Origin of the sequence: Paraburkholderia sp. RCC_158 (assembly GCF_041355255.1) — a bacterium.
Classification (GTDB): domain Bacteria; phylum Pseudomonadota; class Gammaproteobacteria; order Burkholderiales; family Burkholderiaceae; genus Paraburkholderia; species Paraburkholderia graminis.
Genome location: NZ_JBFUPM010000019.1, coordinates 26330 through 52433, shown reverse-complemented (window position 1 = coordinate 52433; position 26104 = coordinate 26330). Strand labels below are relative to the sequence as shown.

General features: G+C 61.5%; 34 protein-coding genes. 14 read left to right on the top strand and 20 right to left on the bottom strand.

The window, feature by feature from the left end; all coding sequences use genetic code 11:
- Window positions 1-297, bottom strand: a complete 297-nt coding sequence (locus AB6809_RS27820) for a hypothetical protein (RefSeq protein WP_095423909.1) — start codon at window positions 295-297, stop codon at window positions 1-3.
- Window positions 298-576: 279 nt separating this feature from the next.
- Between AB6809_RS27820 and AB6809_RS27815 the strand changes: the two genes are divergently transcribed.
- Both AB6809_RS27815 and AB6809_RS27810 read left to right on the top strand, forming a co-directional pair.
- Window positions 577-771, top strand: a complete 195-nt coding sequence (locus AB6809_RS27815) for a YqaE/Pmp3 family membrane protein (RefSeq protein ID WP_095423908.1) — start codon at window positions 577-579, stop codon at window positions 769-771.
- Window positions 772-859: 88 nt separating this feature from the next.
- Window positions 860-1333, top strand: a complete 474-nt coding sequence (locus AB6809_RS27810; protein WP_157763917.1) for an HNH endonuclease — start codon at window positions 860-862, stop codon at window positions 1331-1333.
- Here the strand turns inward: AB6809_RS27810 and AB6809_RS27805 are convergent.
- Window positions 1321-1770 carry an SET domain-containing protein gene (locus AB6809_RS27805; protein WP_095423906.1) on the bottom strand — a complete coding sequence of 150 codons (450 nt, stop codon included), beginning with the start codon at window positions 1768-1770 and terminating at the stop codon, window positions 1321-1323. The genes AB6809_RS27810 and AB6809_RS27805 overlap by 13 nt on opposite strands.
- Before the next feature lie 115 nt (window positions 1771-1885).
- Between AB6809_RS27805 and AB6809_RS27800 the strand changes: the two genes are divergently transcribed.
- The 7 genes from AB6809_RS27800 (at window position 1886) to AB6809_RS27770 (ending at window position 7995) form a co-directional block, all read left to right on the top strand.
- Window positions 1886-2170, top strand: coding sequence for an H-NS family nucleoid-associated regulatory protein (locus AB6809_RS27800; protein ID WP_095423905.1), 285 nt, complete (start codon window positions 1886-1888; stop codon window positions 2168-2170).
- Window positions 2167-2757, top strand: a complete 591-nt coding sequence (locus tag AB6809_RS27795) for a nucleoside 2-deoxyribosyltransferase (protein WP_095423904.1) — start codon at window positions 2167-2169, stop codon at window positions 2755-2757. Before AB6809_RS27800 ends, AB6809_RS27795 begins: the two co-directional genes overlap by 4 nt.
- 31 nt (window positions 2758-2788) lie before the next feature.
- Entirely contained in the window at window positions 2789-3706 is a 918-nt protein-coding gene (locus tag AB6809_RS27790) for a site-specific integrase (RefSeq protein ID WP_095423903.1), read from the top strand.
- Window positions 3707-3778: 72 nt separating this feature from the next.
- Window positions 3779-4246, top strand: coding sequence for a hypothetical protein (locus AB6809_RS27785; RefSeq protein ID WP_095423902.1), 468 nt, complete (start codon window positions 3779-3781; stop codon window positions 4244-4246).
- Window positions 4247-4406: 160 nt separating this feature from the next.
- Window positions 4407-5879, top strand: a complete 1473-nt coding sequence (locus AB6809_RS27780; protein WP_371027593.1) for a 3'-5' exonuclease — start codon at window positions 4407-4409, stop codon at window positions 5877-5879.
- 31 nt (window positions 5880-5910) lie between these two features.
- A complete protein-coding gene (locus AB6809_RS27775; RefSeq protein WP_371027592.1) occupies window positions 5911-6414 on the top strand; it encodes a hypothetical protein in 504 nt (167 codons plus the stop codon).
- A 480-nt stretch (window positions 6415-6894) separates the two neighbouring features.
- Entirely contained in the window at window positions 6895-7995 is a 1101-nt protein-coding gene (locus tag AB6809_RS27770; RefSeq protein ID WP_371027591.1) for a DUF746 domain-containing protein, read from the top strand.
- 102 nt (window positions 7996-8097) lie between these two features.
- Here AB6809_RS27770 and AB6809_RS27765 read toward each other — a convergent pair whose 3' ends face one another.
- The 8 genes from AB6809_RS27765 to AB6809_RS27730 all read right to left on the bottom strand — a co-directional run bounded on the left by AB6809_RS27765 (window position 8098) and on the right by AB6809_RS27730 (window position 13093).
- Entirely contained in the window at window positions 8098-8376 is a 279-nt protein-coding gene (locus AB6809_RS27765) for a hypothetical protein (RefSeq protein WP_371027590.1), read from the bottom strand.
- Window positions 8373-8855, bottom strand: a complete 483-nt coding sequence (locus tag AB6809_RS27760; protein ID WP_371027589.1) for a DUF2778 domain-containing protein — start codon at window positions 8853-8855, stop codon at window positions 8373-8375. The genes AB6809_RS27765 and AB6809_RS27760 overlap by 4 nt, the downstream gene beginning before the upstream one ends.
- Before the next feature lie 207 nt (window positions 8856-9062).
- Entirely contained in the window at window positions 9063-10013 is a 951-nt protein-coding gene (locus tag AB6809_RS27755; RefSeq protein ID WP_371027588.1) for a hypothetical protein, read from the bottom strand.
- Window positions 10014-10122: 109 nt separating this feature from the next.
- On the bottom strand, window positions 10123-10506 hold the full coding sequence (locus AB6809_RS27750; protein ID WP_371027587.1) for a hypothetical protein: 384 nt from the start codon (window positions 10504-10506) through the stop codon (window positions 10123-10125).
- 84 nt (window positions 10507-10590) lie between these two features.
- On the bottom strand, window positions 10591-10809 hold the full coding sequence (locus tag AB6809_RS27745) for a hypothetical protein (RefSeq protein ID WP_371027586.1): 219 nt from the start codon (window positions 10807-10809) through the stop codon (window positions 10591-10593).
- Between the two features lie 55 nt (window positions 10810-10864).
- A complete protein-coding gene (locus tag AB6809_RS27740) occupies window positions 10865-11071 on the bottom strand; it encodes a hypothetical protein (protein WP_371027585.1) in 207 nt (68 codons plus the stop codon).
- A 30-nt stretch (window positions 11072-11101) separates the two neighbouring features.
- Entirely contained in the window at window positions 11102-11287 is a 186-nt protein-coding gene (locus AB6809_RS27735) for a hypothetical protein (protein WP_371027584.1), read from the bottom strand.
- Between the two features lie 78 nt (window positions 11288-11365).
- On the bottom strand, window positions 11366-13093 hold the full coding sequence (locus AB6809_RS27730) for an SMC family ATPase (protein ID WP_371027583.1): 1728 nt from the start codon (window positions 13091-13093) through the stop codon (window positions 11366-11368).
- Here AB6809_RS27730 and AB6809_RS27725 point away from each other — a divergent pair.
- Window positions 13058-13402, top strand: a complete 345-nt coding sequence (locus AB6809_RS27725) for a hypothetical protein (RefSeq protein WP_371027582.1) — start codon at window positions 13058-13060, stop codon at window positions 13400-13402. The genes AB6809_RS27730 and AB6809_RS27725 overlap by 36 nt on opposite strands.
- Window positions 13403-13674: 272 nt before the next feature.
- Here AB6809_RS27725 and AB6809_RS27720 read toward each other — a convergent pair whose 3' ends face one another.
- Window positions 13675-14277, bottom strand: a complete 603-nt coding sequence (locus AB6809_RS27720; RefSeq protein WP_371027581.1) for a hypothetical protein — start codon at window positions 14275-14277, stop codon at window positions 13675-13677.
- Window positions 14278-14487: 210 nt separating this feature from the next.
- Window positions 14488-15660: an exonuclease SbcCD subunit D gene (locus AB6809_RS27715; RefSeq protein ID WP_371027580.1), complete on the bottom strand. Its 1173-nt coding sequence runs from the start codon at window positions 15658-15660 to the stop codon at window positions 14488-14490.
- Between AB6809_RS27715 and AB6809_RS27710 the strand changes: the two genes are divergently transcribed.
- A complete protein-coding gene (locus AB6809_RS27710; protein WP_371027579.1) occupies window positions 15652-15960 on the top strand; it encodes a hypothetical protein in 309 nt (102 codons plus the stop codon). The two genes, AB6809_RS27715 and AB6809_RS27710, sit on opposite strands and share 9 nt — an antisense overlap.
- On the opposite strand, the gene AB6809_RS27705 is transcribed toward AB6809_RS27710, so the two are convergent.
- The 3 genes from AB6809_RS27705 to AB6809_RS27695 all read right to left on the bottom strand — a co-directional run bounded on the left by AB6809_RS27705 (window position 15961) and on the right by AB6809_RS27695 (window position 18369).
- A complete protein-coding gene (locus AB6809_RS27705; protein WP_214882138.1) occupies window positions 15961-16446 on the bottom strand; it encodes an NADAR family protein in 486 nt (161 codons plus the stop codon).
- A 187-nt stretch (window positions 16447-16633) separates the two neighbouring features.
- Window positions 16634-18106, bottom strand: coding sequence for a hypothetical protein (locus tag AB6809_RS27700; RefSeq protein ID WP_371027578.1), 1473 nt, complete (start codon window positions 18104-18106; stop codon window positions 16634-16636).
- Window positions 18103-18369 (bottom strand): hypothetical protein, encoded by a 267-nt coding sequence (locus AB6809_RS27695; RefSeq protein WP_371027577.1) that lies wholly within the window; start codon window positions 18367-18369, stop codon window positions 18103-18105. Before AB6809_RS27695 ends, AB6809_RS27700 begins: the two co-directional genes overlap by 4 nt.
- Before the next feature lie 640 nt (window positions 18370-19009).
- On the opposite strand from AB6809_RS27695, the gene AB6809_RS27690 reads away from it, so the two are divergent.
- The 3 genes from AB6809_RS27690 to AB6809_RS27680 all read left to right on the top strand — a co-directional run bounded on the left by AB6809_RS27690 (window position 19010) and on the right by AB6809_RS27680 (window position 21516).
- Complete coding sequence (locus AB6809_RS27690; protein WP_371027576.1) at window positions 19010-19594, top strand: DUF1845 domain-containing protein; 585 nt, start codon at window positions 19010-19012, stop codon at window positions 19592-19594.
- Window positions 19595-20514: 920 nt separating this feature from the next.
- Entirely contained in the window at window positions 20515-20922 is a 408-nt protein-coding gene (locus AB6809_RS27685) for a polymer-forming cytoskeletal protein (protein ID WP_371027575.1), read from the top strand.
- Between the two features lie 81 nt (window positions 20923-21003).
- Window positions 21004-21516 (top strand): hypothetical protein, encoded by a 513-nt coding sequence (locus AB6809_RS27680; RefSeq protein ID WP_371027574.1) that lies wholly within the window; start codon window positions 21004-21006, stop codon window positions 21514-21516.
- Between the two features lie 97 nt (window positions 21517-21613).
- On the opposite strand, the gene AB6809_RS27675 is transcribed toward AB6809_RS27680, so the two are convergent.
- The 5 genes from AB6809_RS27675 to AB6809_RS27655 form a co-directional block, all read right to left on the bottom strand.
- Entirely contained in the window at window positions 21614-22342 is a 729-nt protein-coding gene (locus AB6809_RS27675) for a hypothetical protein (protein WP_371027573.1), read from the bottom strand.
- 16 nt (window positions 22343-22358) lie between these two features.
- Window positions 22359-24050: an ATP-dependent helicase gene (locus tag AB6809_RS27670; RefSeq protein WP_371027572.1), complete on the bottom strand. Its 1692-nt coding sequence runs from the start codon at window positions 24048-24050 to the stop codon at window positions 22359-22361.
- 12 nt (window positions 24051-24062) lie between these two features.
- Complete coding sequence (locus AB6809_RS27665) at window positions 24063-24932, bottom strand: ATPase (RefSeq protein WP_371027571.1); 870 nt, start codon at window positions 24930-24932, stop codon at window positions 24063-24065.
- 354 nt (window positions 24933-25286) lie between these two features.
- Window positions 25287-25892: a DUF4400 domain-containing protein gene (locus AB6809_RS27660; RefSeq protein ID WP_371027570.1), complete on the bottom strand. Its 606-nt coding sequence runs from the start codon at window positions 25890-25892 to the stop codon at window positions 25287-25289.
- On the bottom strand, window positions 25882-26100 hold the full coding sequence (locus tag AB6809_RS27655; RefSeq protein ID WP_371027569.1) for a hypothetical protein: 219 nt from the start codon (window positions 26098-26100) through the stop codon (window positions 25882-25884). Before AB6809_RS27655 ends, AB6809_RS27660 begins: the two co-directional genes overlap by 11 nt.
- Between the last annotated feature and the right edge of the window lie 4 nt (window positions 26101-26104).

The following is a 26104-nucleotide window of genomic DNA, read 5'->3' as shown; positions in this document are numbered from 1 at the left end:
TCACTCGCCGGCCTCGTGCGGAGGCGCGTCGCTCAGCCATGCGAGCACCTCCGGGCGATTGCTAAAGGAAGGAGACGATATCCACTTTTCAAACGTCGGCTGCCAGTCCTCCCAGACATAGTCGTCTATGTCGAACTCTTCCTCGATCGCGTCCGTTCCACGCTCACATAGGAACGCAAACACAACCTCGCTTCCGCTCCAGTAAGCAACCATGCACTCGTTCAGGTTAGCGGCGGTGCCACGCGGCAAATCCCGGAGCATCATCGCAAGCTGTTGAACAAACTGATCTCGGGTCATGGCAGTCCTCTCGAGCCCGCGCGCGGGTAGTCCACAAGTGAATGCTTGGATAAGCGCATACAAGGCCCCGTTGCAGTGCCCCGCCCTCATCCAGCAGTTTCTATACCGCACCATGCCAACTCGCAGCCGCGGATCGGGCTCGGCAGCGTTGGTGCAGCAGCGCGCCTGCCGCCGCGGTTAAGTTTCATTAAAGATCCGGTGCGGTCCTGCCGTTCAATACTACGATTATCTCGAGTGGCTCCCGTCGATATAAATTCACTCTAGCAAAAGGATACAAAAATGCGTCTACTGCTCGCCATCATTCTGCCGTGGCTCCAGTTCTTCACCATCGGTCGCCCGTTCGCCGGGATCATCTGCCTGCTGCTTCAGTTGACAATAATCGGCTGGATTCCCGCGGCGATCTGGTCCGTTTTCGCCTTGAGCCAGTACAAGACGGACCAGAAGATCGAACGTGCGCTGGGAAGTCGCGGCTGATCGATGCCAATCGCGGCTCCACACTGCCGGGTCGTGAGGTGACTGTCGATGGCCCGGCGTCGCTCCTGGTATGCAAACGGAAGCAGGAATGTCTACGGTTTCGGTATTGGATCAAACCGGCCTGGCTGCGTCGAACTGCTCGCTTGAACGCGCAATGGCTCTACTCGGGAAAGGTGCGGCTGAACTGGTCCACATGACACCGATGACGATCAGGCTCACGCGGCCACTCGGAAACGGAGCGCCGTCGTCTTCATGCAGAGCGCGAGACGCCACTAATCCCAGTCAGAAGAAGCGGTCATCGCGTCTGAGGAGCTTACGGGCCCGGGACGGGAGTAACTGCTTTTACTGTGGTGCCGCGCTGAAAAATGAAGACGCCACGCTTGAACACCTGCTATCAGAGAAAGACGGTGGCACGTCGCGGCTCGCCAATCTGGCGCTCGCCCATAAGAAATGCAACGAGCTCGCCGCGGATCTGCCGGTCGTCGAGAAGGTCCTGCTTCGTGAACGTCTGCGTGCTGAACGAACCGCGGCGCCACCAGACCGCATCGGCTACCCACGGTAGGTGGTTGCGGCGAGCATCGTCCCGCGACATCGACGGTGACCACATCGGCACTCGTATTGCGCCCGCACGGCTGCCGACAGGCGGCCCTCTACCAACAGCCCATATGAGATGAAAAGCTCCTGGCCCGGCTTGATATCCGAGACCGCATGAATGTGCACCCTTCCATCGGACTCAACAGCTTCGCAATTCGCGACACATGCGTGGTTGAGCCAGCGCGCGCTGTTGCCGCCAAGCGAGCCGTCGATGACCCGCCCGTCGGTCAGCCCAAAAAGGAACGTGTGGCCTTCCTTGCCGAAACGGCGATGCCGGTTGATCGCCCGCTTCCAGCTCATGACCGTGCCGGCGTACACAAGGATGAGTTCGCCCGCGCTGATCGGGCGTAGCGCAAAGACGCCGCGACCGTGAACGCCCGAGCGGCGGACAGCAATTCTTTTCATCAGTACCTGTTGCAGTGAATGTCGAACGCGCGCTCGTTAGCGTGACCAGCAGCAGACTTGACAGCAACTCGCGCCTGGTAGAATCGTCCATCATACCCAACGAGAATTCAACCACATGGAACGCTATAAAAATCTGCTTGCGCAGAAGGAGCAACTCGAAAAGCTGATCGCCGAAGCCCGCAAGAAAGAGGCCGCAGCCGAGCTCGAACGGGTACGCGAAGCCGTCGCGGAATTCGGTTTTTCGCCAGAAGACGTCTTTGGGAAACGCCGCAGAGATGCCGGCGTGCCGGTGGCGCCGAAGTATCGCAATCCCGAGACCGGCGAGACGTGGAGCGGGCGCGGCCGCGCGCCGCGCTGGCTCAAGGATCAGGACCTCGAACGCTTCCGCATCACAAAATGAGTGGGGCGCGGCACGACGTTGCCAAGGCCCGGATCTATCTCGCTGGGTTCGACGTTTTCCGCGTCGATGCGCTCGACTACGGTCGCTCGCTTCAGCGCATGTGCGCGGATGCCGGATTCGAGGGCCTCTACCCGCTCGATGCACTGGGGCCGGCGGACCTGTCACCGCAGGAAAAAGCTGCGTGGATCTATCGTGCCAACCTCGCCGCGATCGGACGCGCGGATATCGTCATGGCCAACGTGGCAGATTTTCGCGGCGCGGGCGAGCCCGACAGCGGCACCGCGTTTGAGATTGGATATGCGGCTGCGCTCGGCAAGCCCATCTGGGCTTACAGGGAGGATGTCACCGCGTTGCGCGAGCGCGTGCCATGCAGCGCGACACAGCTCGGCGATGTCTGCGACCGCGGCTATCTGGTTGAGGACTTTGAGCTTCCCCTTAACCTGATGCTCGCGTGCGCCGCCACGATCGTCCAGGGCGGTCCGCTGGCATGCCTGCGTGCTATCTCCGTCGCCTATGAGGGTGGTACGACAGCCCCCTCTTCCTGGAGGCAGGATGGCGGATCGGAGATTCGCCAGGTGCAGGGTTGAGGCCAGTTCAGTATATAAGGTGCTGAATGCCATGAACGAATCGCATCTCTGGGTAGCGGAGCCGCACGCCGCCTATCTGCATTGGCAGACGACGGAGGCGGCCGGCGCGGACCGCCGCCGTTTTTCCCAACGCTCGATCGTGCAGCACAAGGCGATGTTCGACCGGTTCCTGCGCCATCTGCTCACCCGAGGGGTGACACTCGCGACGTTTGGGCCCGAGCACCTTGATTCATTCTTTGACGATGTCGAAAACCGCTGTGCGCCCGGGACGACCACGCGCCTGCGTTACGTCAAGCTGATCGACCGGCTGTGCCGACATCTGGTCGACGTCGGCCTGCGTCACAGCAATCCGGCGGCGACCTTCGCGCTCTCGGCCGCCTGGCCCGAGGACGAGCCTGAACCGCTCTTTCTCGATGCCGACGCGGACACCGCCCTCCAGCGCTATGTCCAACCCGACGCCGGCGACGATGCCCGCCTTTGCCGCAACCGCGCGGTCGTAGCGCTGCTGCTGGGCGCGGGCCTCACTGCGGCCGAACTTCGCGGCGCGCGATGGCGCGACGTTGTCATCGAAGGGATAAGGCCGCAGGTGTCCGTCCCGAAGCGAGGCGCACGCCTCGAGAGGACTGTTGCCCTTCCCGCTTTCTCGACGCCCGCGCTTGCGGCATGGCAACGGCTTCATCCGTCGCCTGACGGCGCACTTGTTTTCCCCGCGCCGCGCACAGATGACAAGCCGATCAACGATGTGCTCCTCGGCGCCATCGTCCGCGACGCATTGGACACGATCGGCTTTGCTGCGCCGGACATGAGCCCGCGCGTGTTGCGCAATACCTTCGCGCGTCGTCAGCTGCTGGCTGGCCGCACCAACGAACAGACGAGCGCAATGCTGGGTCTCGTCAGTCATCGCACCGTTATCCGCATCCGCGACACCATCAGCGCCCAGACGACTTGACTTCGCTTCCCACTCCGTAGGCTGGTCTTGCCGGTTCTTCCGTGCCGGCACAACCTCTGTTCGGAGTGCTACATGCCATACAAGACATCATTCACGGACATGGCCTATCCCGATGAAATGGGCCGGCCATGCGCCCTTCAGTTCCGCATTGCGCTTACCGCAACAACTGAGCGTCTGGCGATTGTCCATCTGCTTGAGACGAAGGCCGAGTACCAGGGGCCGATGGAGTCATCCATCGTCCGGGACCAGATCCTGAATCGCATTCTGGATACTCACCTGCGCGGTGTTCCATTGAACGCCATCCGGCTCGTCGTCGAGAGCGGCGAAGAGTCGTCGCTGTTTCCAATCGATTTCGACGTTGGGGACTACATCAAGCGTGGCAATCCATACGAGGCGACGCATGTTACAACGGGTCGCGGTCTGTTCCGGGAACGTGTTGCCATCAGGTCTGAATCCGTCGTCGCTGGGCATACGCGAGTACACACCAGTCACGCCGAGCCAGTTGCCGTGCCGCGCGATATAGCTAACGCGCTGTGCTAGGCGTGTGACGCGGTCGGCCGGTTCACAAGCCCGAAAGGCGGTGCTATTACGCCGTCTTTCGACGGGGCGTGCACTCGCGCGACCGGTCAGAATGTCCTGGAGTTCGTGTGTCCCGTAACCCGCATCACAGCCCTTCGCTGCCCACATCATTCGAGAGCGCATGAAAACAATCAAGCCGACGAACGAACAGCTCGACACGCTCGAGACGGTCGCCTCCGGCGCTACGGTAAAAGTCAAAGCGTACGCCGGCGCCGGCAAGACCTCGACGCTCGGGATGATCGCCGAACGGTTCAGCACGAAGCGTGGCCAGTACCTCGCCTTCAATAAGGACATTGCGGCGGAAGCCAGGCGGAAGTTTCCGCGCAACGTCATGTGTCAGACGGTCCACTCGGTCGCCTTCCGGGCCACCGACAAGGCGTTGACCGCGCGGCTGAATCTTCCAAAGGAGCCGCCTCACCTTCTCGCTGCCAGGTACGGGCTCGGCCCCGTCCGCGTTCCGACGATTATTGGCAAAAACGTCGAGCTATCCGCCTTCCAGATCGGCCGCCTCGTTGCAGATGGCGCTGCGCGCTTTTGCCGGTCTGCTCAGGACGAGCCAGAAGCGTGGCACATTCCAGTCGACGAGATGGTCACCGAACAGTCGGCCGACGAGTTGCGCGCGATGCTTTTGCCCTTTGTGGTACGACACTGGAACGAGAGCATTGACCCGCAGGGAAAGACCGCCATCACCCCGGACACGTATCTGAAGACGTGGGAGCGGTCGCGGCCGCAGATCGGCGCCGATTTCATCCTGTTCGATGAGGCGCAGGACAGCGACGGTCTGATGCTGTCGGTCCTGCGTCGCCAGCAGCACGCGCAGGTCATCTACGTGGGCGATCCCTATCAGCAGATCTACGAGTGGCGCGGCGCGGTCAACGCGATGGATCTGATCAAGGCCCGGGAGTGCGCGCTCACCGAGTCGTTCCGGTTCGGACCGCACTTTGCCGCGCTTGCGTCCCCGGTTTTAACCTTGCTGGGCGAGCGGGTACCGCTTCGCGGCCAGCCCCACATAACGTCTGCATTCTTCGAGGAGTATGACCCTGCCCGTAGCTTCGACGCCATCCTCTGCCGCAAGAACGTGACCGTCATCGGAACCCTGGCAAACGGCCTGCAAAGCGGGCATAAGGTCGCGGTGCGCGCGAACATTGAAGAGATCCTCGCATTTGCTGACGGCGCGGACCGCCTGATGCGGGGTCAACGCACCTACAGCCCGGCGTCGCTGGCGCTGTTTGAGACGTGGCGCGACGTGCAGGAGTATGCGTCGAGCTACGCCGGGCGCGATCTGTTGCCAATCGTTCAGATCATCGACCGTGAGGGAACCGCCTTCCTGCGCGACATGCTGTCACGCGCGAGCCCCGAAGCGGAGGCCGACTACGTCGTGTCGACTATCCACCGCGCCAAAGGACTTGAATGGAACCGTGTCAAGGTCTGCGGCGATTTCCGCTTCAAGACGGACGATGACGGACGCACTACGCTTACCGACGAGGAGAAGCGCCTGCTGTATGTGGGCCTTACACGCGCCCGTAACGAAATGGACGTATCAGAGCTGCGCAACGATCTGCTTAAAGTTTTCCAGGATGCGGCCGAAAGCTGATAAGGCTATCCAGACAATGCGAGGAGCAAAGATGAATGAGGTTACGGGACGAGACGAAAGCACCGGGGAACACGACGCTGCGCTAGACGACACACCAGATACGCTCACAACTGCCATCGTTTATCTGCGGCTCGTCTGCGGCGCCAGGCGCCATCACACAGAAGCCGGAAGAGCCATCGTCCTTCTCGTTCAGCGTTACGAAGCAGATTGCGTCGCCAGGGACGGAGATACGCCCGCGATACGGAAGCAGGCAAGAGGTTCCTTCTACCAGTTCATAGCGAACAAAACAAACCTGTCTTGCGACACCATTAAACTCTATGCCCGATGCTACGAGAAATTTGGCGATAGTGGGGACGCCGTCGAATATCTAACGTTGAGCGATATGCAACTGCTGTTGCCGGAAAGCGTAGACGATGACCTAATCGCACACATCGTCGAAGCCAGGAAGTTCGATCCCGACCTACGTCGGGAAGAAATCAGGAAGATGATGCGTGAATACCGCGCGGGATGTCGTTTGACTGTGGGGAAGTCTTGATGCTCAAGGTTTCTCACGACGCCGATCCGCACGAACCGGTACGATAAACGGCCGTTTCGGAGCTCACCGCGCTCTGGCCAGACGTGCACCTCTATATCTCCTAGAATTACCGCTTATTGCAGATCGCCAAACGAGATGGCAGGCCTACTGAAAGAACGATCTTCCCGGCGCTTGGCGCGCTCCCTTAGCCCTCACGTTGTCTTCGATGCGCACGAGCCAATCACGCACGGTAGAGCGCGGGAGTACGGCGACACAGAAAATCCCGCCCTTACCGCCTTCGTCGGTAGCCTCTGGGCGGAGCTCCATTCGGCTGGCGCGACTCCGGTGCCGCGCTGCCCGCATTGCGCAGGGGCTCGCGGCCGCCTGCACCAGCGGGCGAACGACTATCATGCAGTGCCGTATTTTCGGTGCGTCGATTGCCGTCGTTTGTACACACGACTGACGGGCAGCCCCATTGCCCGCCTCCGGTTCGCGAAGAAAATGCCCGAGTTCTTCCGGCTTCTGTCCCAGCCGGTGCCGCTCGAGGAGGTGTCACGGCGTCTGGGCGTCGAATACGGCGCCGTCTCGAACTGGTTGATGCGCTTCCGGCAACTCATCGCGTTGCACGATCCCGATGGCCATTGGACGCCGCTTGTCAGGCTCGGCCTGAAGTACCGCCCGCACGGCGAATGTCCGAAATGCGGACATGATGGGCAACTGAACAACGGAGGGTTCAGCGCCGACGACAAACGTCGGGCGAAGTGTCCGTCGTGCGCTTACGTGTGGCCGCTGGACGCGGCATCGACCGGCGGTGACATACCCGTCATCGTGGCCAATGACCTGGCGCTCAACGCGGCCGAGCGCCGCCGACGCGCCGGACTCGAGGCCCCGGATCTGCCGCGTGTCGAATCTGCTTCGGTCAGAACGCAGCCCCGCAAGGTGCCGGTGCCGGTGCTAACGCCGCTGCTCTCGGCTCTCGATGCAGACCGGTTCGATTTCGGCAGCCCGCTGCGTCACACCAGTCCTCTTCCGCGACGCCACGTCGAGGACAAGGAACTGACGCGTTTTCTGAAAAGCCACGTCGACCGGACCCTCTCCGACAATGTCGAACCGCCGCCGTGCCCGCATTGCGGCAGCGACAACACTCGACTTGCCTCTACGAAGCGCGCGCGCTCGCCTCTGCCTCAATTCCAGTGCCGTGCGTGCGCAAGGTTGTACTCGCGCGCGACCCGTACGCCGCTAGCCAAGATGTTGCGCAAGGACATCCTTTACAGGTTCCTGCCCCTGCTTTCGCAGCACCGGCCGCTTGCTCACGCCGCAGACGAACTCGGGACGACGCCTGAAATAGTAAAGGCCTGGGTCAGGCGATTCCGGGAGTGGCTACTTGTACTGGATGCGACGGGCGATTTTGAACGGCGAGTGCGGCTTGGTCTCAAAGCTCCATGGCCGTTGATGGACTGCCCGCATTGCCTGAAGCAGGTCGAGGCGCGACCGCACGGTTTCAAACGGACAAGGAAGCGGACGGCGGCTGAACTGAAGCGACGCCTGTTCCGCTGCACCGGATGCAACGGCTTCTTCGACGTCAGCATCGACGCCCTTTAAGTCTATGGCGCGCGTGCCCGGCACGCACAGCAGCCGCCCTGTCGCACTCAACACACAGATCGCAGGTGACACCCACATACTCACTGGAACATTGCGGAGCGCTTACCGGGCTGCGTGGCCCTGCCTTTGCCTCTGAATCAACACCGATGCAATGCAGACGAGGAGCGCAGCAGTGATGAAGCTGACGGCGAGCAGCACGCAGAGCACTACGCTTTCTTCGCCTTCCATGCCAGCGGCGCCGAATAGACGAAATAACGGCGTCAGCGCAGTCCATACGGCGTCGCTACCGACCCAGCGCGCAAGCGGGTCAATTCGCGAAAGGCCGATGAAGACGAGTGGGGTGAGCAGGACCGCAAGGCCCACGCGCAGGAGACCTTTCATCGCACGTCCACCGTTCCATAGTAGGGGATAGCCGTGCCGGGGATCACCGCTGACGGCTGAGACAGGAGGTAGGCGCTTAGACGGTCAAACTGCGCCTGCGACGGGAGCGTTATGCAGCCGTCGCTGACACCCCAGCGGCCGTTCGGATGCAACCGGAAATTGCCGCGCTTCACGCCGTTCACGAATGTCCAGTCGTCAATCTTGCCGTCGGCGCTGTACAGCGCGAACCAACTCGCGCGGTTGCTGTTTGACCACATATCCAGCGCGAGGTCACGAACGCGCCCTAGTCGCCCACCTGTCTCGCGCCTGATGATGTAATAGCGACCCTTCGGGATCGGGCCAGCGCCGACGACAGCAGTGTCTGCAGGGTTATCGACGTGATCCTTATTGCCGGAGAAAGCCGCTACTCCGCCAAAACCGCTGCATAGGAGCGTCGAGACCTTCAATCCATTGAGTGCAAATGTGCATTGCGCTGGCATACCAGTCCTTTGAACCTGTGACTGCCGTAAGGTATGACAAATTGCCACTTTCGCGCAATTGCCGCGGCGTAGTCGCTCCAAGAATATGCCGAGCGCATTGATAACCCGCCCCCGGCAAACGTGGCTATGGGACGCTGCCCGTCCCAGACGAAAAAAAAGCCCGGGGTTCCATAGGAACCCGCGGGCTGATCAAGACACTGTCGGCGCCTAGCCGTTGAACGAAAGGCGAAACTGATCGCCGCTCCGAGGAGCGGCCCGACGCGACGCACTGCTCATCCAACGGTCCATCTCGGCCGCCCGGTGAGCAATGGTATTGGGCGTTCCCGCCTGCCGCGCTTTCACGCGGGCGGCAAAGTCCGGTGCCATGGAATCGACGCTGGCGACCCAGTCGTACATCTTGACGCGCTCGAGGGCCTGCCCTTTTACGCCGAACAGGTGAAGTTTGGTGCCGGCCGGCAGATGCGCTTCGAGGCCTTCCAGGATGGCGAACAGCCCGTGCCGGCGATCGGTCAGGTGCCGCCGACAGACCGAACCCAGACCGATAAGAACCGGCGCCGCAACCCACGGCATCCACCGCTCCCAGACCTGGAGCAACAGGTCGATGCTTCGTCGGTAATCGTCAACTTTCCAACCCTGTGCAACGGGTACAGGAATCCGGACAGTGTTCTGCACAACGTCGGCGCTACAACTTGCCGCTAGCTGATCCTGCCAGGCATAAACGACCCGCAGCATCGCCTCGAGCAATGTCGCCGTTGCGTTCACCCGATAGTCGACTGCATCCTGATCCGCTGCGAGCTCCGGTTCACAGCACATGTCCGGCTGGGCGACCCAGGCTGCCCCTGAACAGGATGCCAGTTCGACGAACTGCTCCATCGTCCAGGGATAGACTCCCGCGATTCCGCTTTGTCCACCCTTTGACTGAAAAAGCTTCATCGCCGAAAAACCAGCGCTATCCAGGGCAAAGTCGATTTCCGTGAGATCCGTCGCTCGCGGGATGCGGAATTGGCCGGTCTTCCGGTTCCAGAAGGCGGACGCCGACACCATCGCCGGGTAGCCCTCGTTGAAAGCGTGGAACGCAAGCCGGCCGCCACTATGAGGGATGCCGACCCGCACGACGAGCCCGTCATCCACATGAGCGTTTTTCTGCTGCACCGGCATGCCGGGAACGCGTGGCCCTATAGTCATTTGCCGCTCCAAAAAAAGGGCGGAGCAGCCCCTCGCGGGCATGCCCCGCAAGGGATAGAAAAGAGTCGTTTAAGAATGCAGACTAGGTAGATTGCGCAACCTGGATATGCTTCATCCAGGTGGCGCCTGACGGAAGACGCCTGACGAGCTCAAGCAGACCAGAGTCGTCGTGGCTTCGCGCCTCGACAAATGTGTCGTTAAATATCGCGGCCTGGAGATAGAAGAGAAATGCGAGCGCCTCGGTGCCATTTTCTTCGGCTACCGTGCCAAGGGTCCCAACTTCACCCAGTAGTTCACGGACGAAGTTCGCGGACAGGCTCGCGCGATGCATCGTAACGATTGCCGCCATCGCCAGATCCGCGGCGGCGCCCAGATTATTTTCCGGAATCTCACTGGCTGCGATTGCGCCAGAATCAGCGAGACACCGCATCACGTCGTCAAAAAAATCACTGCACGAATAAGTCATCAGCCTGCTCCAGAAGAAAGTTGCCGACAGGCTGTCCCCGTCCGGGGGCCTGCCCCGGCGGGTGAGTAAAAGATGCGTCAGAGGTTAGGTCGTCACACAATCGTCGCGACCCGAGGCGCGTCGCAGATCGGTAGACATGGCTAGTCTCAAACGCCGATCGAACGGCGACTGGCTCGCGCGAGATGCGCGTGTCGCTTTGCCGGTCGTGGTCGACAAAGCGGCCGCCGACTGTTGCTCCCAGAACAGGCATGCAACGGCAAGCAATGCGCCGAGTGCCGCTGCGGTTGTGATCTGCTTTTTCATGAAGGCTCTCCATGCGAAAGGCCCCGACACTCTTTCGAGGTCGGGGCCTTGCGGATCAGGAACAGGTTTTAGGGTGCGCAACCGGGAAGACCAGCACGCGACCGTCGTTGCAGATGATGAAGTCACCCGGTTCACCTCGCGGCTGCTGGATGACAATCGTTGAGAGGTGCCTTGAGGGCGCCACCTCGGCCTGCGGTTGAATCGTGCAGGCGCACAGCGATGAACTACCCGCTGCAATGAGCAGCATGATCAGGTTTTGCATGGAATTAACCTAGCGTGGAGAGCGAGCCGCTTACGCGGCCCGCGATTCGAGAGGGATGCTGGCGTGGTGAGTTACCCATTCGCCGCCGACGAGAACGTCACGCAGGAGCGTGCCGTTCAGGACGTAGCTATGGACTGTGCCCGTGCGCCGGGTGGCAGGACGAACAGAAACGGTGAGCGCTTCGGTTCGTGCATACATGTCGTGCTTCAGGTTCATTGCGTTCCTCGTTAAAAAAAAGCGAAGGAACGCCCCTGTGGGGAGCGTCCCCACAGGGTTGAAAGAAAAAAATAATCTTCAGGCGGCAAGCGCCTCAACATCGATAACGGCGTCCGCTTCGGCAACCAGGTCCGGCGTTTGCGAGATGAAAAACTCCCGCTCATAGCCGCCCTGCCGCAAAACTTCGCGCTTCATGCGCATGAACTGCAGCTTGCGCTGCGGATCAAGCGGACCATCGGACTCGTCGCTGAACAGCGTCTGATATGGCTGACCGGCGTTACTGGCCAGATACAGCGCAATGCCACGGGTCAGACATTCGTTGATCCAGACCTTCTGGCCACCCGACATCACCGTCACCGCCTTGGTGCTGTCGATATCGGCGTCGTGCACGAGGATTTCAAATCCCTCCCGCAGTTCGCCGCTTGCCAGTGCGCGTTGAGTCTGGATCTCGACCGTGAAGCGCATGCCGTAACAGGCAAGCAACAGGTCGTTCACCATCTTCGTCAGCGCCGGGCCCGCATCGTCGATCGTCAGGGCAATCACACCTTCGTTGCCAAGACCCTTCGCAAGCAGCTTCCAGCTGGCGATCTCGTCAGAGATGCGGTTCGCACGCGATTGCGTCGCGTCGAATCCCGCAAGCTCGTTTGCGATCGCCTGCCGCTCGACTTCACGCGTCGCCTGTGAACGGATCAGCGATTCAATCCGTGCGTCGGCTGCAGTGATGCCGTCACGACATTGCGTCAGTTGCCGGTCCAGATCAGCAATGGCAGCGCTCACGTCTTCGGCACCGAGCCGCGCAACTTCTGCGTCGAGCTCGCGCACCTGCAACGACAGGCTGTCCTGCTGGACCTGCCGTCGCTCGCGAACTGCCTTCGCCTCGGCTTCCACGGCGGCCAGTTCTTCACTGGCCTTGCGAACGCCTTCGGTTGCTGCATCAAGTAATGGCTTGCGTGCCGCAAGATCGATTGCCATTTGCAGATCACGCCGCGAAGCGGCAATCTCTGCCGACAGCGTCTTCAGTTCGGCGCGTCGCGTAGCAAGCTGCTGCACTTCGGGCGTCAAACGATCCACTGCTTCGCGGCTCGTGCGAAACGCGACACGAAGGTTGTTGAGCGAAATGCGCCGCTCGGGAACCTTCGCATTGGCTTCACGCGCCTGGGCAAGCAGAGGGCACGTGTCATGCATCGCGTGACCTGCACAGGGAACGGCAGCGATCACGCTAGCCTGCTGTTCCAGAGACCTGAGCAACGACGCCTTCGACTCACCCTCGGACGTGAGCCCGTTGATGCGTGAAGTGGCGGCGGCCAACTCAAGCTGCTTGGCTTCCAGTGCCGCGATGGCCTGCTGCACTGGCTCCACACGCGCCTCAAGGCCCGCCAGACGTGCCTGGGCACCATCGCGCGCAGCGGCAGCACCCAGGATGGCATCACGCTGCCCAATCACCGCGTTGTGACCGGCAATCGACTCGCGCAAGGCCGACAGGCGCTGCGCAAAGCGGCGATCGTCAGCCGCGCTGTCGTTCGCCAGCGCCTGCAGTGACGAAGCGATCTGACTGCGTCGTCCGGCCAGTTCCCGCAACCGGGCTTGCGCATCCACATTCGCAGTCTGTTTTGCAACCAGAACTGCGCGCTGATCGCTCAGCGTGACTGCGCGCGCATTGAGTGCCTCCCGGCTCTCCCGAGCCGCGACGAGTGACTGGACATCTGAAGCGATGGCCTGATCAATCTGCACAACACGGTCGCGCTTCGCCCCGAGTGCAACAAGCTGCTGGTGCGTCGCATCGAGCGCACGGCCGAGAACCTTCACGACGTCACCGGCTTTCGCCGCCAGCGTGCGCAGATGGTCGATATGCAGAAGCTCCGCGAGCAGTGCCTTGATTTCGCTCGCACCATAGGAAGCGAGCGGGCGGCGGTTCTGCGCGGAGAAAACGCTGGTGAAAAACGACTCCAGCGAGCCGCATACCGACTCGACGCACGCATCGTAGGTTTCGGCTTTCCCGTCCGACACCGTGCCGTTTCCGGTCTGCATCGGTTGCCATTTGCCGCTCGGGTCGCACCATGCAAGGAAATACTCAGCCTTGCCGGTTTTTCCCGGTTTGCGGAATGCAAACGATGAACGGTAATGGACACCGCCGTGCTCCCATTCGAACTCCCTGAGCGCGTGCGTCCCGTACAGGTGGTCCCAGTACGAGAATCCGTCGACAGAGAGCTTCGTCGCCCGCGAAGGCATGATCCGGTACGGATGCAGGTTATCCATGATCGTGGATTTCCCCGCGCCGTTCGGACCCGTCAACGCGATAAGGCCAGTCGGCAGCGACGCGAGATCCAGTGAGACGCTCTCGCGTTTCATACCGTCGCGCACGCCGATGAAACCCGTCAGGGTCAGCTTTAGTGGGCGCATGAGGCGACCTCCGGATGCGGGGCATCGAACAGGTAGTCCGACGGCAGCCACGGCACATCGTCGTCATTGGCGTACATGGTGCCGACGACAGGATCTGCCGCAGAATGCGACGCGGCCGACGCCTGTGCTGCAGCCGCCTTTTCAGCGGCCAGCTGCTCGGCGGCACGCTTCTCTGCCGCCTTCGCTTCAAGCGCGCCCGAGACAGCTTCCTCGACAAGGTCGCAGGCCTGCGCGTAATCGGCGCTTGCCTGCCGCAACAACGCATCCCAGTTGTCGCAACCGGTCAGCACACGGAGCTCGCGGGAACCCCACTGATTTGCGTAACCGCTCTGGAATGACCAGAGCAGGTTCTGCATCTGCACATCCGGCACCAGCGCCAGATCTGCACTCGCCGAATCGATGCGTTCAGCGAGTACCAGCAAACGACCTTTCTGGGCGATCACCGCGCCGCGGTTCTCTCCGAAAGGTTGATGGAAAATGCCTGCGCTGAATCCAGCGTGGGCCGTGAGGGCCTTCTGGATCTCGCGAGGCGCACGTGCTGCAGAGAAGTGCCGGACCCATCGGGTGCCGGCGGGATAAAGACCAAACATGAGGACACTCCGGGAAAAACGGCGGAGTGCATCCCCTTGGGGGAATGATTCCCCGCCAGGGTTAGAAAGAAAATGGATGCAGCGAACTGCGATCGATGCGTCAGAGACGCGGGTAAATCTGGTTCCGGCAGCACGCGGATGACGTGCTGCCGGAACACGACTCGTGTCCCGCGCGGGAGCGCCTTACAGGCCACTCCCGCTACATGGCGGCTATGCCGCAAAAAGATCGTCATTCAGCCAGTCCAGCGTTGAAGGCTCAGTGCCAGCGGGCGCCGACGGCGCCGGGGAAGCTGCCGGCGCATGTGCCGCGATGGCACCCACCGCTGGGTGCGGCAGCACGGTTGCAAGCGTCTGCGGACCAGACCGCTCATCCGGCTGTGAGTCGATGCGCGCCAGAACATCTGATGCGATCGCCTCCACCTCGGCCGAGACCAGCAACTGCAAGCGCTCCTGAAGTGGACCGACATCAACGACAGTCAGTTCGGCCCACCGTGCGAGCTTTCCCTCGACCGTCGTCTCGAGACTGATGCCCTCGGCACGGCTACGCACGACCGGAAGGACCCGCGATTCGACCTTGAGGCCCGCAGCGCCGGAAAACAGCGCCTTGATGGCTTCGCGATCGACGGCCTGCCGATGCTCCTCGTCGATCTGCCAGCGCACACGCACGAACTTGTCGGTGGCGTCAGCGGCGATTTCAGAAAGGCGCGCCATATCGGGCGGCCCGTCAAAATCGACACAGACCATCTGACGCGATGGCGTCGCGATGAGCGTTGCGCTCGCCAGACCGGGTTGCACGTCCCACGCGAGATAACCCTTCTCGCCCTCTTCGCCGTAATGAAACCGGCCGATCGAGCCGGGATACGCAACCAGCCTTCCCTCGCGCGCCCACTGCTGCGCCTTGTGGATATGGCCGAGCATGAACCCATCGCATTCGGCCTCAAAGAGCGCCGTGAGCGAGAACTCATGATCGAAGCCCGCCATCACCACGCCATGCTCCGTCGTGCAGCCATTGACGGTGCCGTGCGAGACCCCAACCGTCGGGATACCCGCTGCCCGAAGCTGCGTGTTCACGCGGCCTGCCGCCGCCAGATATGCGGCAAGCACATCGCCCAGTTCCGTACCGGCCGCGAGCGCGCCAACGCTCGCGGCCAGTTGGCCTTTGTTGACCGTCGGAAGGCACGTGAACACGAGTTCAGGCTTCACGGCGATGAACTGCTCCAACTCGACATCCGAAAAGACCGGACCAGTCGAGGGCCAGAAGCGGCCATCGATGAGCGCGACCTGGGAAACGCGGTCGGCAACGTGCACCTGATGAGCACCGCCCATCAACGCAAAGTTGTCGAGCGTGCCCGGAGGTTCGTGAGAGAACGTGCCTTGCAGCATCAGTACGGGCATCGCGTTAGCGAGCCGGTGAACCTGGGTCGCAAGCGCGTGCAGGGACGGCGCATGAGCGTCAAGCCGATGATCGGTCGAATCGCCGGAAATGACACCCACCTGTGCGCCGCTCGCGATCGCGTCACCCACCGCAAAGCTGAAGCAGCGTTCGGATTCGGCCAGATTGTCCGGCGCGTAATGCAGGTCAGAAAAATGAGCGAGTTTCAAATTCGCCTCCGTAAAAAGCACAAAGGCCGCCCGAAGGCAGCCTCATGGATGAACACCCGCGAGGGTGTGAAGAAAGGATGATCAGTTCATGGCGAGCGCATCGCGAACCCGCATCAGCGTGATGCCGAGCAGGTTCTGTCCACGCCATTGCGACCGGTCAGTCAACCGCGGGTCGCGCTCGCCCAGACCAATGCCCCAGATGAGATCGTAGGGACTGGCTTCGACAAGTTCGGTCGGCGCCGTGGCAAGCAGGATGGATCTGAGTCCCGGGTTCTGCGCGAACTTCTCGCGACATCCCACGAAGACAATCGACTCGCGCTTCGCTACCCAGATTTGCTGATCAAAGCCGGCCACCTTGCGGCCGATCATCTTCTGGGTCATCGGATCGCGAGTGGCGAGAATCGTAGCAGCCGACTTCTCGTCGCTGAACAGCTTCGCCTTGGAGAACATCATGAACTGCTCAACGCTCGTGAACGCAACGTCGTGATAGGTGAAGCGGCAGGGATGCCAGTTGCTGAACACATCGTCCGCGCCAAAAAACGCGGTGAAATTGCCGATCTTGCGCACAGGACGACTCCTTGAAACCAGACAGGGAATGGGCCGCCGAGGCGGGCTCTTTTCGATGCGCAGTTGCGCGGTCGAAAGCATTTGAGCAAACGCGGGCTTGCTGAAATGTTCTCGCAATCAAAGCAGACGGAAAAGCAGGAAGGAAAACCAGCCCCGAAGGGCTGGCAAGGATTGAAGATACGTCAGGTCAGTCGAGAAACGTCGGCTGTCTGGCCGCGCCGATCTCGCGATCGAACGCTTCACGGTCCGTCAGAGCCTGCACGAGTCGCTCATTCATCTGGTCGACGTCCTGCTCGCGCTCGGTCCAGCCGCGCCCGAACCTCGTGTGAGCGTAGATGCGGAAGTCCTGTTTTCGATCATCCGCGCTCAGGCCAAGTCGTTGCAGCAGGTCGGACATCCGGTCGCGCTTATCTGCAAGCGTTTCCGTCGGTCCGGCCGTCGCCGGCTGTGCGGCAAGCACGTGTTGCAGCAATGGACCGGTGGTAGCCGCATTGCCTGCAGTTGCCGTCGAAGCGGTGGTGACGGTCGCCGCCGCGGCTTCGTTTGCCGTCGCAGCTTCAGTTCCAACAGCTACCATCGTGCTGACAGTCGCACCCGCTTCCGCTTCGGCTGCCGGCGCGCCACACGCATCCATCACGACACCTTCAGCAACCGCGTTACCGATCGCTGCATCGACGTCGCCGCCGAGCCGCACGACATTGCCGCCCGCTTCGATCAGCGCGATCGCCTGGCTCGCCGCTTCCAGCGCGGAAGGCGCATCATCGGCTGCGTCGAGCAACGCACCGATATCGATGTCTGCATCGAGTACCGTGAGCATCTGGCTCGCTCTCACTGCCTCGCCGTGCTCGTTGATCCGCGTAATGTCGAACTCGCGTTTTGTGATCCAGAAACGCGTGCCTGTCAGTTTGCCCCGAGCAAGCTGCACCGTCTGCATCGCCGAGTAGGCCTTCTGCAGAACATAGATCGAGTTCGTCGGCAATTCGATCAGGCCGAGCCCCTTGATGTCCGGGACCGCGAACACGAAGCTCGCAGACAGGTTGCAGTGTCGCGCCTGATACTGCGGGCACTGTTCCGGATCGCAGATGCCGTCCGGAATCGCCTCATCCTGACGACGGATGACGGTGCGTCCGCCGAAGTGCCGGATTACACGTTGCGCACGCGGATCGCGCTCGATCTTTGCATATGTCATGCAATAGCGGATCCCATCCCGCTCGTACTGGGAGAAGAACTTCCGGCCATTTGTGCCGTATACGGTCATCTGGTTCGGCAGGTTCTGCATCCAGTCATTGAACGCGAACAGCACGGGAAACCGGTAAAGCTTCACGCCGTCACCGCGGTCCTCGCCATAGAGCCGCAGGATTTCGTCGGCCACGTCCGGATTGTTGAAGTCCGACCGGCGGCAGGTGAAATACGCGGTGTTCTTCGGCACCAGCGCGTTTTTCAGATTGCACTTCGACTCGAGCACGGAAGCGATCGTATCGAACGAATCACCTGCCGCGACCATCGTGTTGTACAACTCGACCGCACGCGCGTTGCCACGGGCTTTCGAGGTGAGGACTTTAATGCCCGGACGAATGTGCCCGATGACCGGTGGACGCAACGCGCGCTCTTCAACGACGCTGCGAACAGGGCCGTTGACCAGATTGACTACTGCGTTCATGAGGGTTTCCTCGCTAGAAAGAAAATGGCCGTGGTGCGCAACTCGCTGGCTGACTGCTCCAGTTCATGTGCGGCCGCGTCTCCGCGGCGCTCGGCTATATGGGAAAGAAAAACGCGTCGATCCGGATCGCTATATTTCGCGATCTGGGCGACCTCGCAACGCGCCCGCCATGCCGGCGATGCGGTATTTGCAGTGGCGCGCTCCTCGGCAATCGTGTGGTTGATCGCTTCGGCAATGCGCTCATCAAGACGGTCGGGAAGCATTGAAGACCTCCTTCTGGACAGGACAACGGGACGAAAAAAAACGCGTCCCTCGGAATGAGGAACGCGTTTCGGGATTCGATGAAAAATGACCTGAGCGCCACAACCCTTCTGGGGTCGTGGCGCTCAGGGAGCCGAGGGCTCATATACGAGGACGTCAGTCGTCCTCGCGCAGCATGGTCACGCTGCGCAACAGCCCATTTTCGGAAAATGCATTCCGCCGCAGGATCACGGTTCAGTCGACTTCGATCGTTCTACCCAGACGGGCTCTGGAGAGAGAACACCCGATGTCCGGGTCCGAACGATGTCGCGGCGCAAATGAATGCGGCCGGCGACGAGTTTTACGACTGAATGAATGGGGAGCGCGGGCGAGGCGCTCATCAGAAAGAAAATTCCACACCAGTAGCCAACTGGTCGGAGCATGCCTCGGGGTAAAGCTGCGAGCACGGCTTGGTACAGAAGATGGACTCCGGGCTGGCCGGGTCATGTCGATGCGTCAGAGACGCGAGAAGTAGAGTCAGTATTGCGCAAAAGTGAGCGCGGATAGCCCCGAAAGATCGCGAAAACAGCGCAGCTTTTGCCCGAGTCTATGTGTGCTATCGCACGCAGAATTGGAGGTGAGAGAGACCACCCGAAAAATACCATGGCTGCAGTTCCTGATTTCCTCCCGGAGCCAGAGCGCCCGGACAAAGACGTACCCCCAGCCGACAGCCCACCGCTGAGCGGGCTGAAGCCTATTGAGCGCCTGACCAGTGACACGCGTATCGCCCGGATCAATCCGGAATCCGATACAACAACGGTCCTGCGCTATAGCTCGCAGTTTGCGCGCGACTACATCCGCTCGGATTACAACTTCTGCGCGGCAAAGATCGCCGTCGCGCGAGGCGGTAAGGTCCGCGCTCTTGAAAACGCATTGCGGGAAACCGCCGAGTGGCTCCGGAAGACCGACGGCTGGCTCGCGCGCCATGAGCTACGCGCGATTGATATGCCGCACGAAGAGATCGAACTCGTCGTCACGCGCCCGCTCGCCGGGTTGCTCGTTCGCTGCCTCACGCAGTTCGACCGCATCTTTGTTAAATCGCTGGCGGCCGTTGTGATGGGAAAGATCACGCCTGAAGCACGCGCCCGGATGCTTTCGAACGCGGAACGACGGCTTAAGCACATCGTTCAGGTCTGCATGCCTGACAACGACCAGTACGAGTACGACGGCGAACGCCGGGGCTCCTGAACCGCATCATTCCGTAGTCGATTTCGCCGGCACTTGACGTTGCTGCCGGATGGATACGCTCGTCCCATCACCCTGTTGGAGAGGAAATGGACATCAGAGAAATTCAGGCTCTGCACGCGCAATATACTGCTCGGCCCGTCATCATAGATCTTTCACGCCATACCGCGGCCATGCCGATGCTGCCCGCGCCCGAGGGCTCAGCGAGCGGTTCGCTTTCGGCCCGCGCGCTCATGTCGAAGATGCGCAGCGCCGGACGACCCGCATTGCTCGCGCTTGCTATCGCCGCAATCGCCGGGGCAGGTGGCGTAAGCGCCGCCCGGATATGGCAGGCGATGCATGCGGCGGCTCACGTCCCGCACGACGCGCAGACGCCCGGCCGATCTGCACCGGCAGTGGCCCAGCAGCCCGCATCCGCTGACATGCCGGTGAACGCCGCGCCACCTCGACCATTGACCTCCGGCGATCTCGACACTGCGATGACGGGCGGACACACACCGCTTTCTCATGTCGACCCGAAGGTCCTCACGGCTCCCACGCCAATCGTGGTTGCGCCAGCGCATGACTCGCAGGCCGCGGTAGTGACGCAGGCGGCCGCTTCGCCTATCAGGGCGACACGTGCAACAGTGCCCGCGGCGCAGACGCCACCGCAAGCGTCAGAACCCGTCGCTACACAGCCCGCCCAGCGCCAGGACCCTGCCGCCGCGCGAGTTGCGGCAAGCACCGCAGCGAGCCCTGCCTCGCAGCCCGAAAGGTCGCAGCCTGCGGCGACGCGTCCGGCGTTGCGTCCCATTCATCACATCAAGCCACATCGTGAAGCTGCTCCTTCAGTGACCCACGACGCTCCCACAGCGCCACCTGCGCAACCCACCGCACCGGCCGCGAAGTCCGGCGATGTTCAACTGTTCTGATGAGGTCCCGGCATGAAATCTCAACCACTTAACGTAACGCTGCTTTCCACCGGACTTTCGATCCACGGAAATGTCATCCTCGACCACGGTCTCAGCAGTTTCGGCATTGTCGATGGCAGTGTCGTCTCGAACTCGGGGCTGCTTCACATCGGCCAGGGCGGAATGGTGAAAGGTCAGGTCGAGGGCGAGCACGTACGAATTGACGGGACCGTCGAGGGCGACGTACACGCGCGAGGCGTGCTCGAAATCAACGGGCGCGTGAAGGGCAACGTCTACTACTACGGCACGATCCGGCTGGGTCCCCGCGCGACGCTCGAAGGTCAGATCAAGCGCAAGAGCGAACTGACGATCGAAAACTCGAGCAACGTCCAGCAGCTCTCACGTGCGGCCGCCGGCAACACCTTTGGACGCGGCCGCTAATTCCTTGCCGTAGCGCCTTGCGTTACGTGCCCGATCCGCTGGCCGACATCCGAGCAATCACTTCCGATCCGGAGAAAACAATTGAAGAGAAAACTCGCAATCGCGCTTGCAGTCTTTGGATTAGCCAGTGTAACCGCGCAGTCACGCGCTGCAACGATGCCGCAGGAACTCGATATTGCCTGGCTGAAGGACGGCCAGGAGATCCAGGTAGCGAGCCATCTGCTCTTTTCAGAGGCGTTCGGCGCCAGCCCCTTCGCATTGTTCAGCGGAAAGAGCACGCCCTATGCCACCTGCGCCGGCGACGGTCCGACGAGAACTGTGAGAAGTGAGAGCCTGTTCGTAGGCCGGGCGCTGCTGATCAAGCCCATCACGATCGACTCCAGTAAGGCGCAACTGACCGTATCGGCGCGTGATACGACGCTCGAAGGCATGCATCCGGCTGGCACCGCAGACTGCCGCTCGGAGGTACCCGATGTGCACGGTCTGTCTGAGAACGACATTCACGTCGATGTTCCGGTTGGCCAGACGGTCGACGTGCCGCTCAGGGACAGCCGCTATCGCCTGACTCTTACACTGCGCGTCATATCACCCTGACGCAAACACACCGCCGTATCGGACAATGCAAGAAGGGGCGCATCCGCATGGAGCGCCCCTTCTTATTTCGGCGGCTGTGACGCTAGCGCGAGTCGACCTAATCCCACATCTCCGCGGACCCACGATAGTAGAGCGCCTGATAACCGGGCATATGGACCACATGCCTGCGCCGGTCAACAGTTAGCCCGCGCGCTTCCAGCCACAGTGCGAGCCATTCAAGCGTTCGCTCCAATGCGTATTCATTGGCATCGCGAACAGCGCGCAAAACGTGGTGGCCGCCGAGGGCCACATACGGAGTAGAGTTACCGAGGAACACGAACGGCGAATTGAGGTGCGCGCGCTGCCACGCCAGCGCAAACAGTTCAGCCATTTCCGTCACCGCGATGAACGGCACGGTGTCCATTTCCGCGATACCGGTGTCCTGTTGCCGCGAAGGGAAGGAAACCCGCTGGTCCAGCCTCGATCCGCATGCTTGCAGCACGGGCTGGTTCGCCCGGCGCCACCCGTCGATTACATCCTGGCTTACCCCGGTGCGCAGCCGCAAGCTCTCGTCGAGCCACGCCAGGCACTGACGACTGGACGTGAGACAGAAGCCGGCGACCGCGAGGGGGACCCAATCGTCACGACCGAGGGCGTAGTGGAAGTCTTCCCCGTCAGAGTGCCAGTGGCACTGAGCGTCTGCGCTAGCGCGCCCATAGTCAAATTCCCGGATGGACAGCCGATGAAGCGCAGGCCGTTCTACCGCGGGTTGTTGCGCGTCCTCCGGGACGATCCTTAGGGACGACGCCGGCACGTAACCCAGCACGCCGAACAGGCGCTTCAGCATTAACAACTCCATTGAGTCAGCGAACCTCGGATTCGATGACGAATCGTGAGACCGGGTTCTTCTTGATCGTAGCGATGGTGAGCGTGTCCCGGGCGCGCGTCATGGCGACATAGAAAAGCCGACGCTCCTCCGATTCAGTAGCCTTCTCGTCGGGAACGACGCCTTCCTCGGCGCGAGTAATCCACACGTGATCCCATTCGAGGCCCTTCGAACTGTGCATGGTCGTGAGCACCAGTGCACCGTCCGCAGGCTTGTTGTTGTCACGTTTCAGATACTCGATGCGCTCGCCAAACGTGCCCGTCAGGCGCGACAGCACATCGTATGTTGCCTGGATCGCGCGCTTTGCCTGGTCGTCGCGGGCGTAGGTCATCATCATTTCAAGTACCCCGTCGAGCGCCAGTGAATAGAACTTGCGTTCGGACATCTGCGTCCACTCCGCGAGCCGTTTCATGAAGGCGCGATACGCGGTTGCCGTGTCCTCCGGCAAGCCGAGACCGACGAGGTCCTTTTTTGCTCGCTGGACAAGCTCCGCGCCCATGTCCCGGTGCAGCGCACTGAGGTGTGTCGAGCTCATGCCGGTGTAACCGAGCACCGCGTCCAGTCCATTCTGCTTGCGCCCCTCAACTATCAGCAGCAGGTTGCACATCAGAGCCCCCTGAGGCCGGTTGAGCACCGAACTGCCCGAGGCACGGTAGTAAGGCACGCCGTGAGAGCGGCAAACGGCTTCAATCGGATCGAGAATGCGATTGGTGCGCGCGAGAATCGCACACGACTTACCCGCGCTGAGTTGGGGTTGGAGTTGCTCGACGGCGGCCACAGCGTCCGCGTACTCATCGTCAAAACGGCGCGTGGCAATCGCGCCGCCGGCACCGCGCTCGGCCCGCAGCACCTTCGCCACGCGCTCGACGTTATTCCGGATGACGCGGTCGGCCGCCGACAGGATTTCAGTGCGGCAGCGGTAATTGCTGCCCAGCACGACGCGTTGCGCGCTGAAGGACTCTGCGAAGCTCTCCATGCCGCGGAACCCGAGCGCGGCGCGAAAGCCGTAGATGCTCTGATCATCGTCACCGACGACCGTGACGTTCGCGCCCGCCTTTGCGTGAAGCTCGACCCAGCGATATTGCAGCGGGTCCGTATCCTGGAATTCATCAACGAGCAGATCGGTGAACCCGTATGGTTCAATGTCCCCGCTTTCCATGCCAGCCACGGACAGTCGCAACATGTCCTGAAAGTCGATCTTGCCGTTACGCGTGAGCGCTTCCTGATAGGCATGGTACAGCTGGGCGTCGGGGCTGTTGGCATCCACGCGCCCAAAGTTGGTCTTGATCCGCTCGATGACCGGAATCACCTCGTCGACCTTCCATTGGAGCCCAAGCTCTGCAAGCACGCGCGCGAGAAGACCCGCGCGGTCCCCATCCGTCGCAATATCGCGTTTGCCTAGCTGTCGGTTCGCGAGCGAATGGAAAGTCCCCGCGATCAGCCGGCTTCTCGCGCCGGCGCCGGCCAATGCGAGGATCCGGGCGCGCAACTCCACGGCCGCGTCCTTGCTGAACGTCACCGCGCCGACAACTGCGTGCGGATCGGCAAGAAGCAACGCGGCCTTCGCGGCAATAGTCTTCGTCTTGCCCGCGCCCGGACATGCAATGGCGACACAGTGCCGGCGAAGCTCCGCCACCTCGCGCTGCTGCGGATTGAGCCCATCAAGCATCGCGGGCTCCCGTTAGCGGCCTCGCACCGTGGTCATCAGGCGCAAGTGGGTCATGTAGCCGCGCACGCCGACAGGATGGAACTTGCGCAGAAAGCGGGTGGTCTCCTCGTCCACGTCCGACTGATCGCGCACGCCATTCCACACCAGGAAGTCAAAGTGATCCATCACCTTGTCGAATTTCAGCAGGAGGGAGAGAACGCGCATGGAGAAACGCGAGTAGGCTTCGACCTGGATATCGAGCGAAGGCTTCGTGACCGTCGGCGCGAACACAATGTCGCCCTGCTCCTTCATCCTGCCCTCCGTCTTCTCGCGAAAGCCCGCAGCTACGTTCAGTTGCTCTTCGACGTAGGCTTCAAGTTCGCCAACCTGTTTTTCAAACCATGCGGTGACGGTGCCGAGATCTTCCGTACCGAAGGTGGATCGCCCGAAGCGCTGCAGGTTGATGCTCATACGGTTCAGATACGGCCACCACTGTTCGAACAGCGGTTTGAGACGGGTATGGTTCAGCCGCACGGTGGCTTGCACGACGGCAGCGCCCGACAACTGCCTGTTCATCAGTTCGCGGCCGATCTCCCGGCGTCGCTGCACGATCGCTACACGCTCTGCCGGCGAGAGTTCGCGAAACAGCTTTCGCGTGCGCGCGACCTGTTCACGCTTTTCCGCTGCCTCCGACTCGCTGATCATCCCTTCTTTCTGAAGGGTGTTGGCCGCTTCTTCCATCTGCTGGAGTTCGGCCTCAATCTCGCCGCCGTCCGCGCCGTCGGTGACCAGTTTCGCCGGCTCGACCGGGGCAGCATCTCCCGCTGCCGCGCTAAATTCCGCGGGTTTTGCAACCGGTTCAGTGGCGGCGTCTGGCTTCGATTCTTCGGTGATGGCGCTCATATTTGTGTCCTTTGGTAAGTGCACGCGCCCGCGCGCGGCATGGACTCTATTGTTTGCGCAGCAATCGTTGATCGCCGGCGAAAACGTGGGCGATTTCTAGCCGCTTTCGCGTCAGCTCATCGTTGGACGGCTTCATAGAGGCGAACGGGAACGCAGCGTGCACTTTGCACAGCGGCGTTCAAAGGGGCCTGCGGTATGGGAGGGAGTTCGTGGTCGGCGTGAAGCCGACTAACGGGCGAAAGCGAAGGAGGGTCGAGACAGGAACTGATGGGCGCAAAAACACGTCTCGGACGAGCCGGCTCACGGTCTTAACTGGGAAAGCTACAGAAAACCGTATAGCTTTCCCCGGTCGCTCTACTGATACGACGAGGCCGCTTTCCACAAAAGCGCGCCCAGGATCGCGGCGACCGCAATCCAGCACTGCGCGTAGATCGGAACCGGCAGGACCAGCACGGCGAAGGAGACGCCGAATACGAGCAGGATGCCATGCCCGGCCAGATGGAACGACAGCGGGCTCGCGAAGCCGGCGGCGGATGCTTTTATCTTGCGCCGGACCGTACCGTCGACGAAGGCGGCAACGCAAAACACAACCGTGCCGAGAATGAACAGCTTCATCACGGTCGCGCGATAGACCACGCGGTAGATCTCGAGCCAGAAGTTGTGCACCCAGGCCTGCGCGAGGTCCGACATGCCACCATCGCTGATTTCTCCCCTGCCGGCCGCGTTCATGGTCGAGCGCACGAGACCGCTTTGCACAAACCAGCGCCTGAACCGGGCGTTAGTCAGCGCCACGGCCTCGTCCGCCCGGTCTGCCCCAACTATCGAGACCACGGACTTTACCTCCTCGTCGTTGATCGAAAACCATGAACGGTCGGGTATCGCAGGCATGACCAGTACCGCTATCAGCGGCACGAAAAAGAACCACCACTTTATGTGGGATACAAAGCGGCTACTGGCCATAGGTGTGGACACTCCATTCCAGCAGGTTCGTGACGATCCTCGCGAGAATGTAGATCGGGAACGCGACGAGCCCGCTCAGCCCCACCCAGAAATGCAGGGGGCGACGCGTGGCGAACAAAGCCAGCGCGTAGACCATCGCGCCGCTGCCCCTGGAAAATTCGGCCGGCCTCGGCGCGTCTACCTCGTCCTGTGCCCTTGCGGTGGACATAGCG

Bases quoted from the DNA above. Each gene is read 5' to 3' on its own strand.
- AB6809_RS27785 (WP_095423902.1), top strand. From the start codon at position 3,779: ATGCCATACAAGACATCATTCACGGACATGGCCTATCCCGATGAAATG.
- AB6809_RS27675 (WP_371027573.1), bottom strand. From the start codon at position 22,342: ATGCTGAAGCGCCTGTTCGGCGTGCTGGGTTACGTGCCGGCGTCGTCC.
- AB6809_RS27750 (WP_371027587.1), bottom strand. From the start codon at position 10,506: ATGACTTATTCGTGCAGTGATTTTTTTGACGACGTGATGCGGTGTCTC.
- AB6809_RS27670 (WP_371027572.1), bottom strand. From the start codon at position 24,050: ATGCTTGATGGGCTCAATCCGCAGCAGCGCGAGGTGGCGGAGCTTCGC.
- AB6809_RS27795 (WP_095423904.1), top strand. From the start codon at position 2,167: ATGAGTGGGGCGCGGCACGACGTTGCCAAGGCCCGGATCTATCTCGCT.
- AB6809_RS27800 (WP_095423905.1), top strand. From the start codon at position 1,886: ATGGAACGCTATAAAAATCTGCTTGCGCAGAAGGAGCAACTCGAAAAG.
- AB6809_RS27765 (WP_371027590.1), bottom strand. From the start codon at position 8,376: ATGAAAGGTCTCCTGCGCGTGGGCCTTGCGGTCCTGCTCACCCCACTC.
- AB6809_RS27720 (WP_371027581.1), bottom strand. From the start codon at position 14,277: ATGTTTGGTCTTTATCCCGCCGGCACCCGATGGGTCCGGCACTTCTCT.
- AB6809_RS27700 (WP_371027578.1), bottom strand. From the start codon at position 18,106: ATGAACGCAGTAGTCAATCTGGTCAACGGCCCTGTTCGCAGCGTCGTT.
- AB6809_RS27655 (WP_371027569.1), bottom strand. From the start codon at position 26,100: ATGTCCACCGCAAGGGCACAGGACGAGGTAGACGCGCCGAGGCCGGCC.
- AB6809_RS27745 (WP_371027586.1), bottom strand. From the start codon at position 10,809: ATGAAAAAGCAGATCACAACCGCAGCGGCACTCGGCGCATTGCTTGCC.
- AB6809_RS27810 (WP_157763917.1), top strand. From the start codon at position 860: ATGTCTACGGTTTCGGTATTGGATCAAACCGGCCTGGCTGCGTCGAAC.
- AB6809_RS27770 (WP_371027591.1), top strand. From the start codon at position 6,895: ATGCCCGAGTTCTTCCGGCTTCTGTCCCAGCCGGTGCCGCTCGAGGAG.
- AB6809_RS27740 (WP_371027585.1), bottom strand. From the start codon at position 11,071: ATGCAAAACCTGATCATGCTGCTCATTGCAGCGGGTAGTTCATCGCTG.
- AB6809_RS27820 (WP_095423909.1), bottom strand. From the start codon at position 297: ATGACCCGAGATCAGTTTGTTCAACAGCTTGCGATGATGCTCCGGGAT.
- AB6809_RS27760 (WP_371027589.1), bottom strand. From the start codon at position 8,855: ATGCCAGCGCAATGCACATTTGCACTCAATGGATTGAAGGTCTCGACG.
- AB6809_RS27735 (WP_371027584.1), bottom strand. From the start codon at position 11,287: ATGAACCTGAAGCACGACATGTATGCACGAACCGAAGCGCTCACCGTT.
- AB6809_RS27780 (WP_371027593.1), top strand. From the start codon at position 4,407: ATGAAAACAATCAAGCCGACGAACGAACAGCTCGACACGCTCGAGACG.
- AB6809_RS27715 (WP_371027580.1), bottom strand. From the start codon at position 15,660: ATGCTGCAAGGCACGTTCTCTCACGAACCTCCGGGCACGCTCGACAAC.
- AB6809_RS27755 (WP_371027588.1), bottom strand. From the start codon at position 10,013: ATGCCGGTGCAGCAGAAAAACGCTCATGTGGATGACGGGCTCGTCGTG.
- AB6809_RS27805 (WP_095423906.1), bottom strand. From the start codon at position 1,770: ATGAAAAGAATTGCTGTCCGCCGCTCGGGCGTTCACGGTCGCGGCGTC.
- AB6809_RS27775 (WP_371027592.1), top strand. From the start codon at position 5,911: ATGAATGAGGTTACGGGACGAGACGAAAGCACCGGGGAACACGACGCT.
- AB6809_RS27685 (WP_371027575.1), top strand. From the start codon at position 20,515: ATGAAATCTCAACCACTTAACGTAACGCTGCTTTCCACCGGACTTTCG.
- AB6809_RS27665 (WP_371027571.1), bottom strand. From the start codon at position 24,932: ATGAGCGCCATCACCGAAGAATCGAAGCCAGACGCCGCCACTGAACCG.
- AB6809_RS27660 (WP_371027570.1), bottom strand. From the start codon at position 25,892: ATGGCCAGTAGCCGCTTTGTATCCCACATAAAGTGGTGGTTCTTTTTC.
- AB6809_RS27695 (WP_371027577.1), bottom strand. From the start codon at position 18,369: ATGCTTCCCGACCGTCTTGATGAGCGCATTGCCGAAGCGATCAACCAC.
- AB6809_RS27815 (WP_095423908.1), top strand. From the start codon at position 577: ATGCGTCTACTGCTCGCCATCATTCTGCCGTGGCTCCAGTTCTTCACC.
- AB6809_RS27790 (WP_095423903.1), top strand. From the start codon at position 2,789: ATGAACGAATCGCATCTCTGGGTAGCGGAGCCGCACGCCGCCTATCTG.
- AB6809_RS27690 (WP_371027576.1), top strand. From the start codon at position 19,010: ATGGCTGCAGTTCCTGATTTCCTCCCGGAGCCAGAGCGCCCGGACAAA.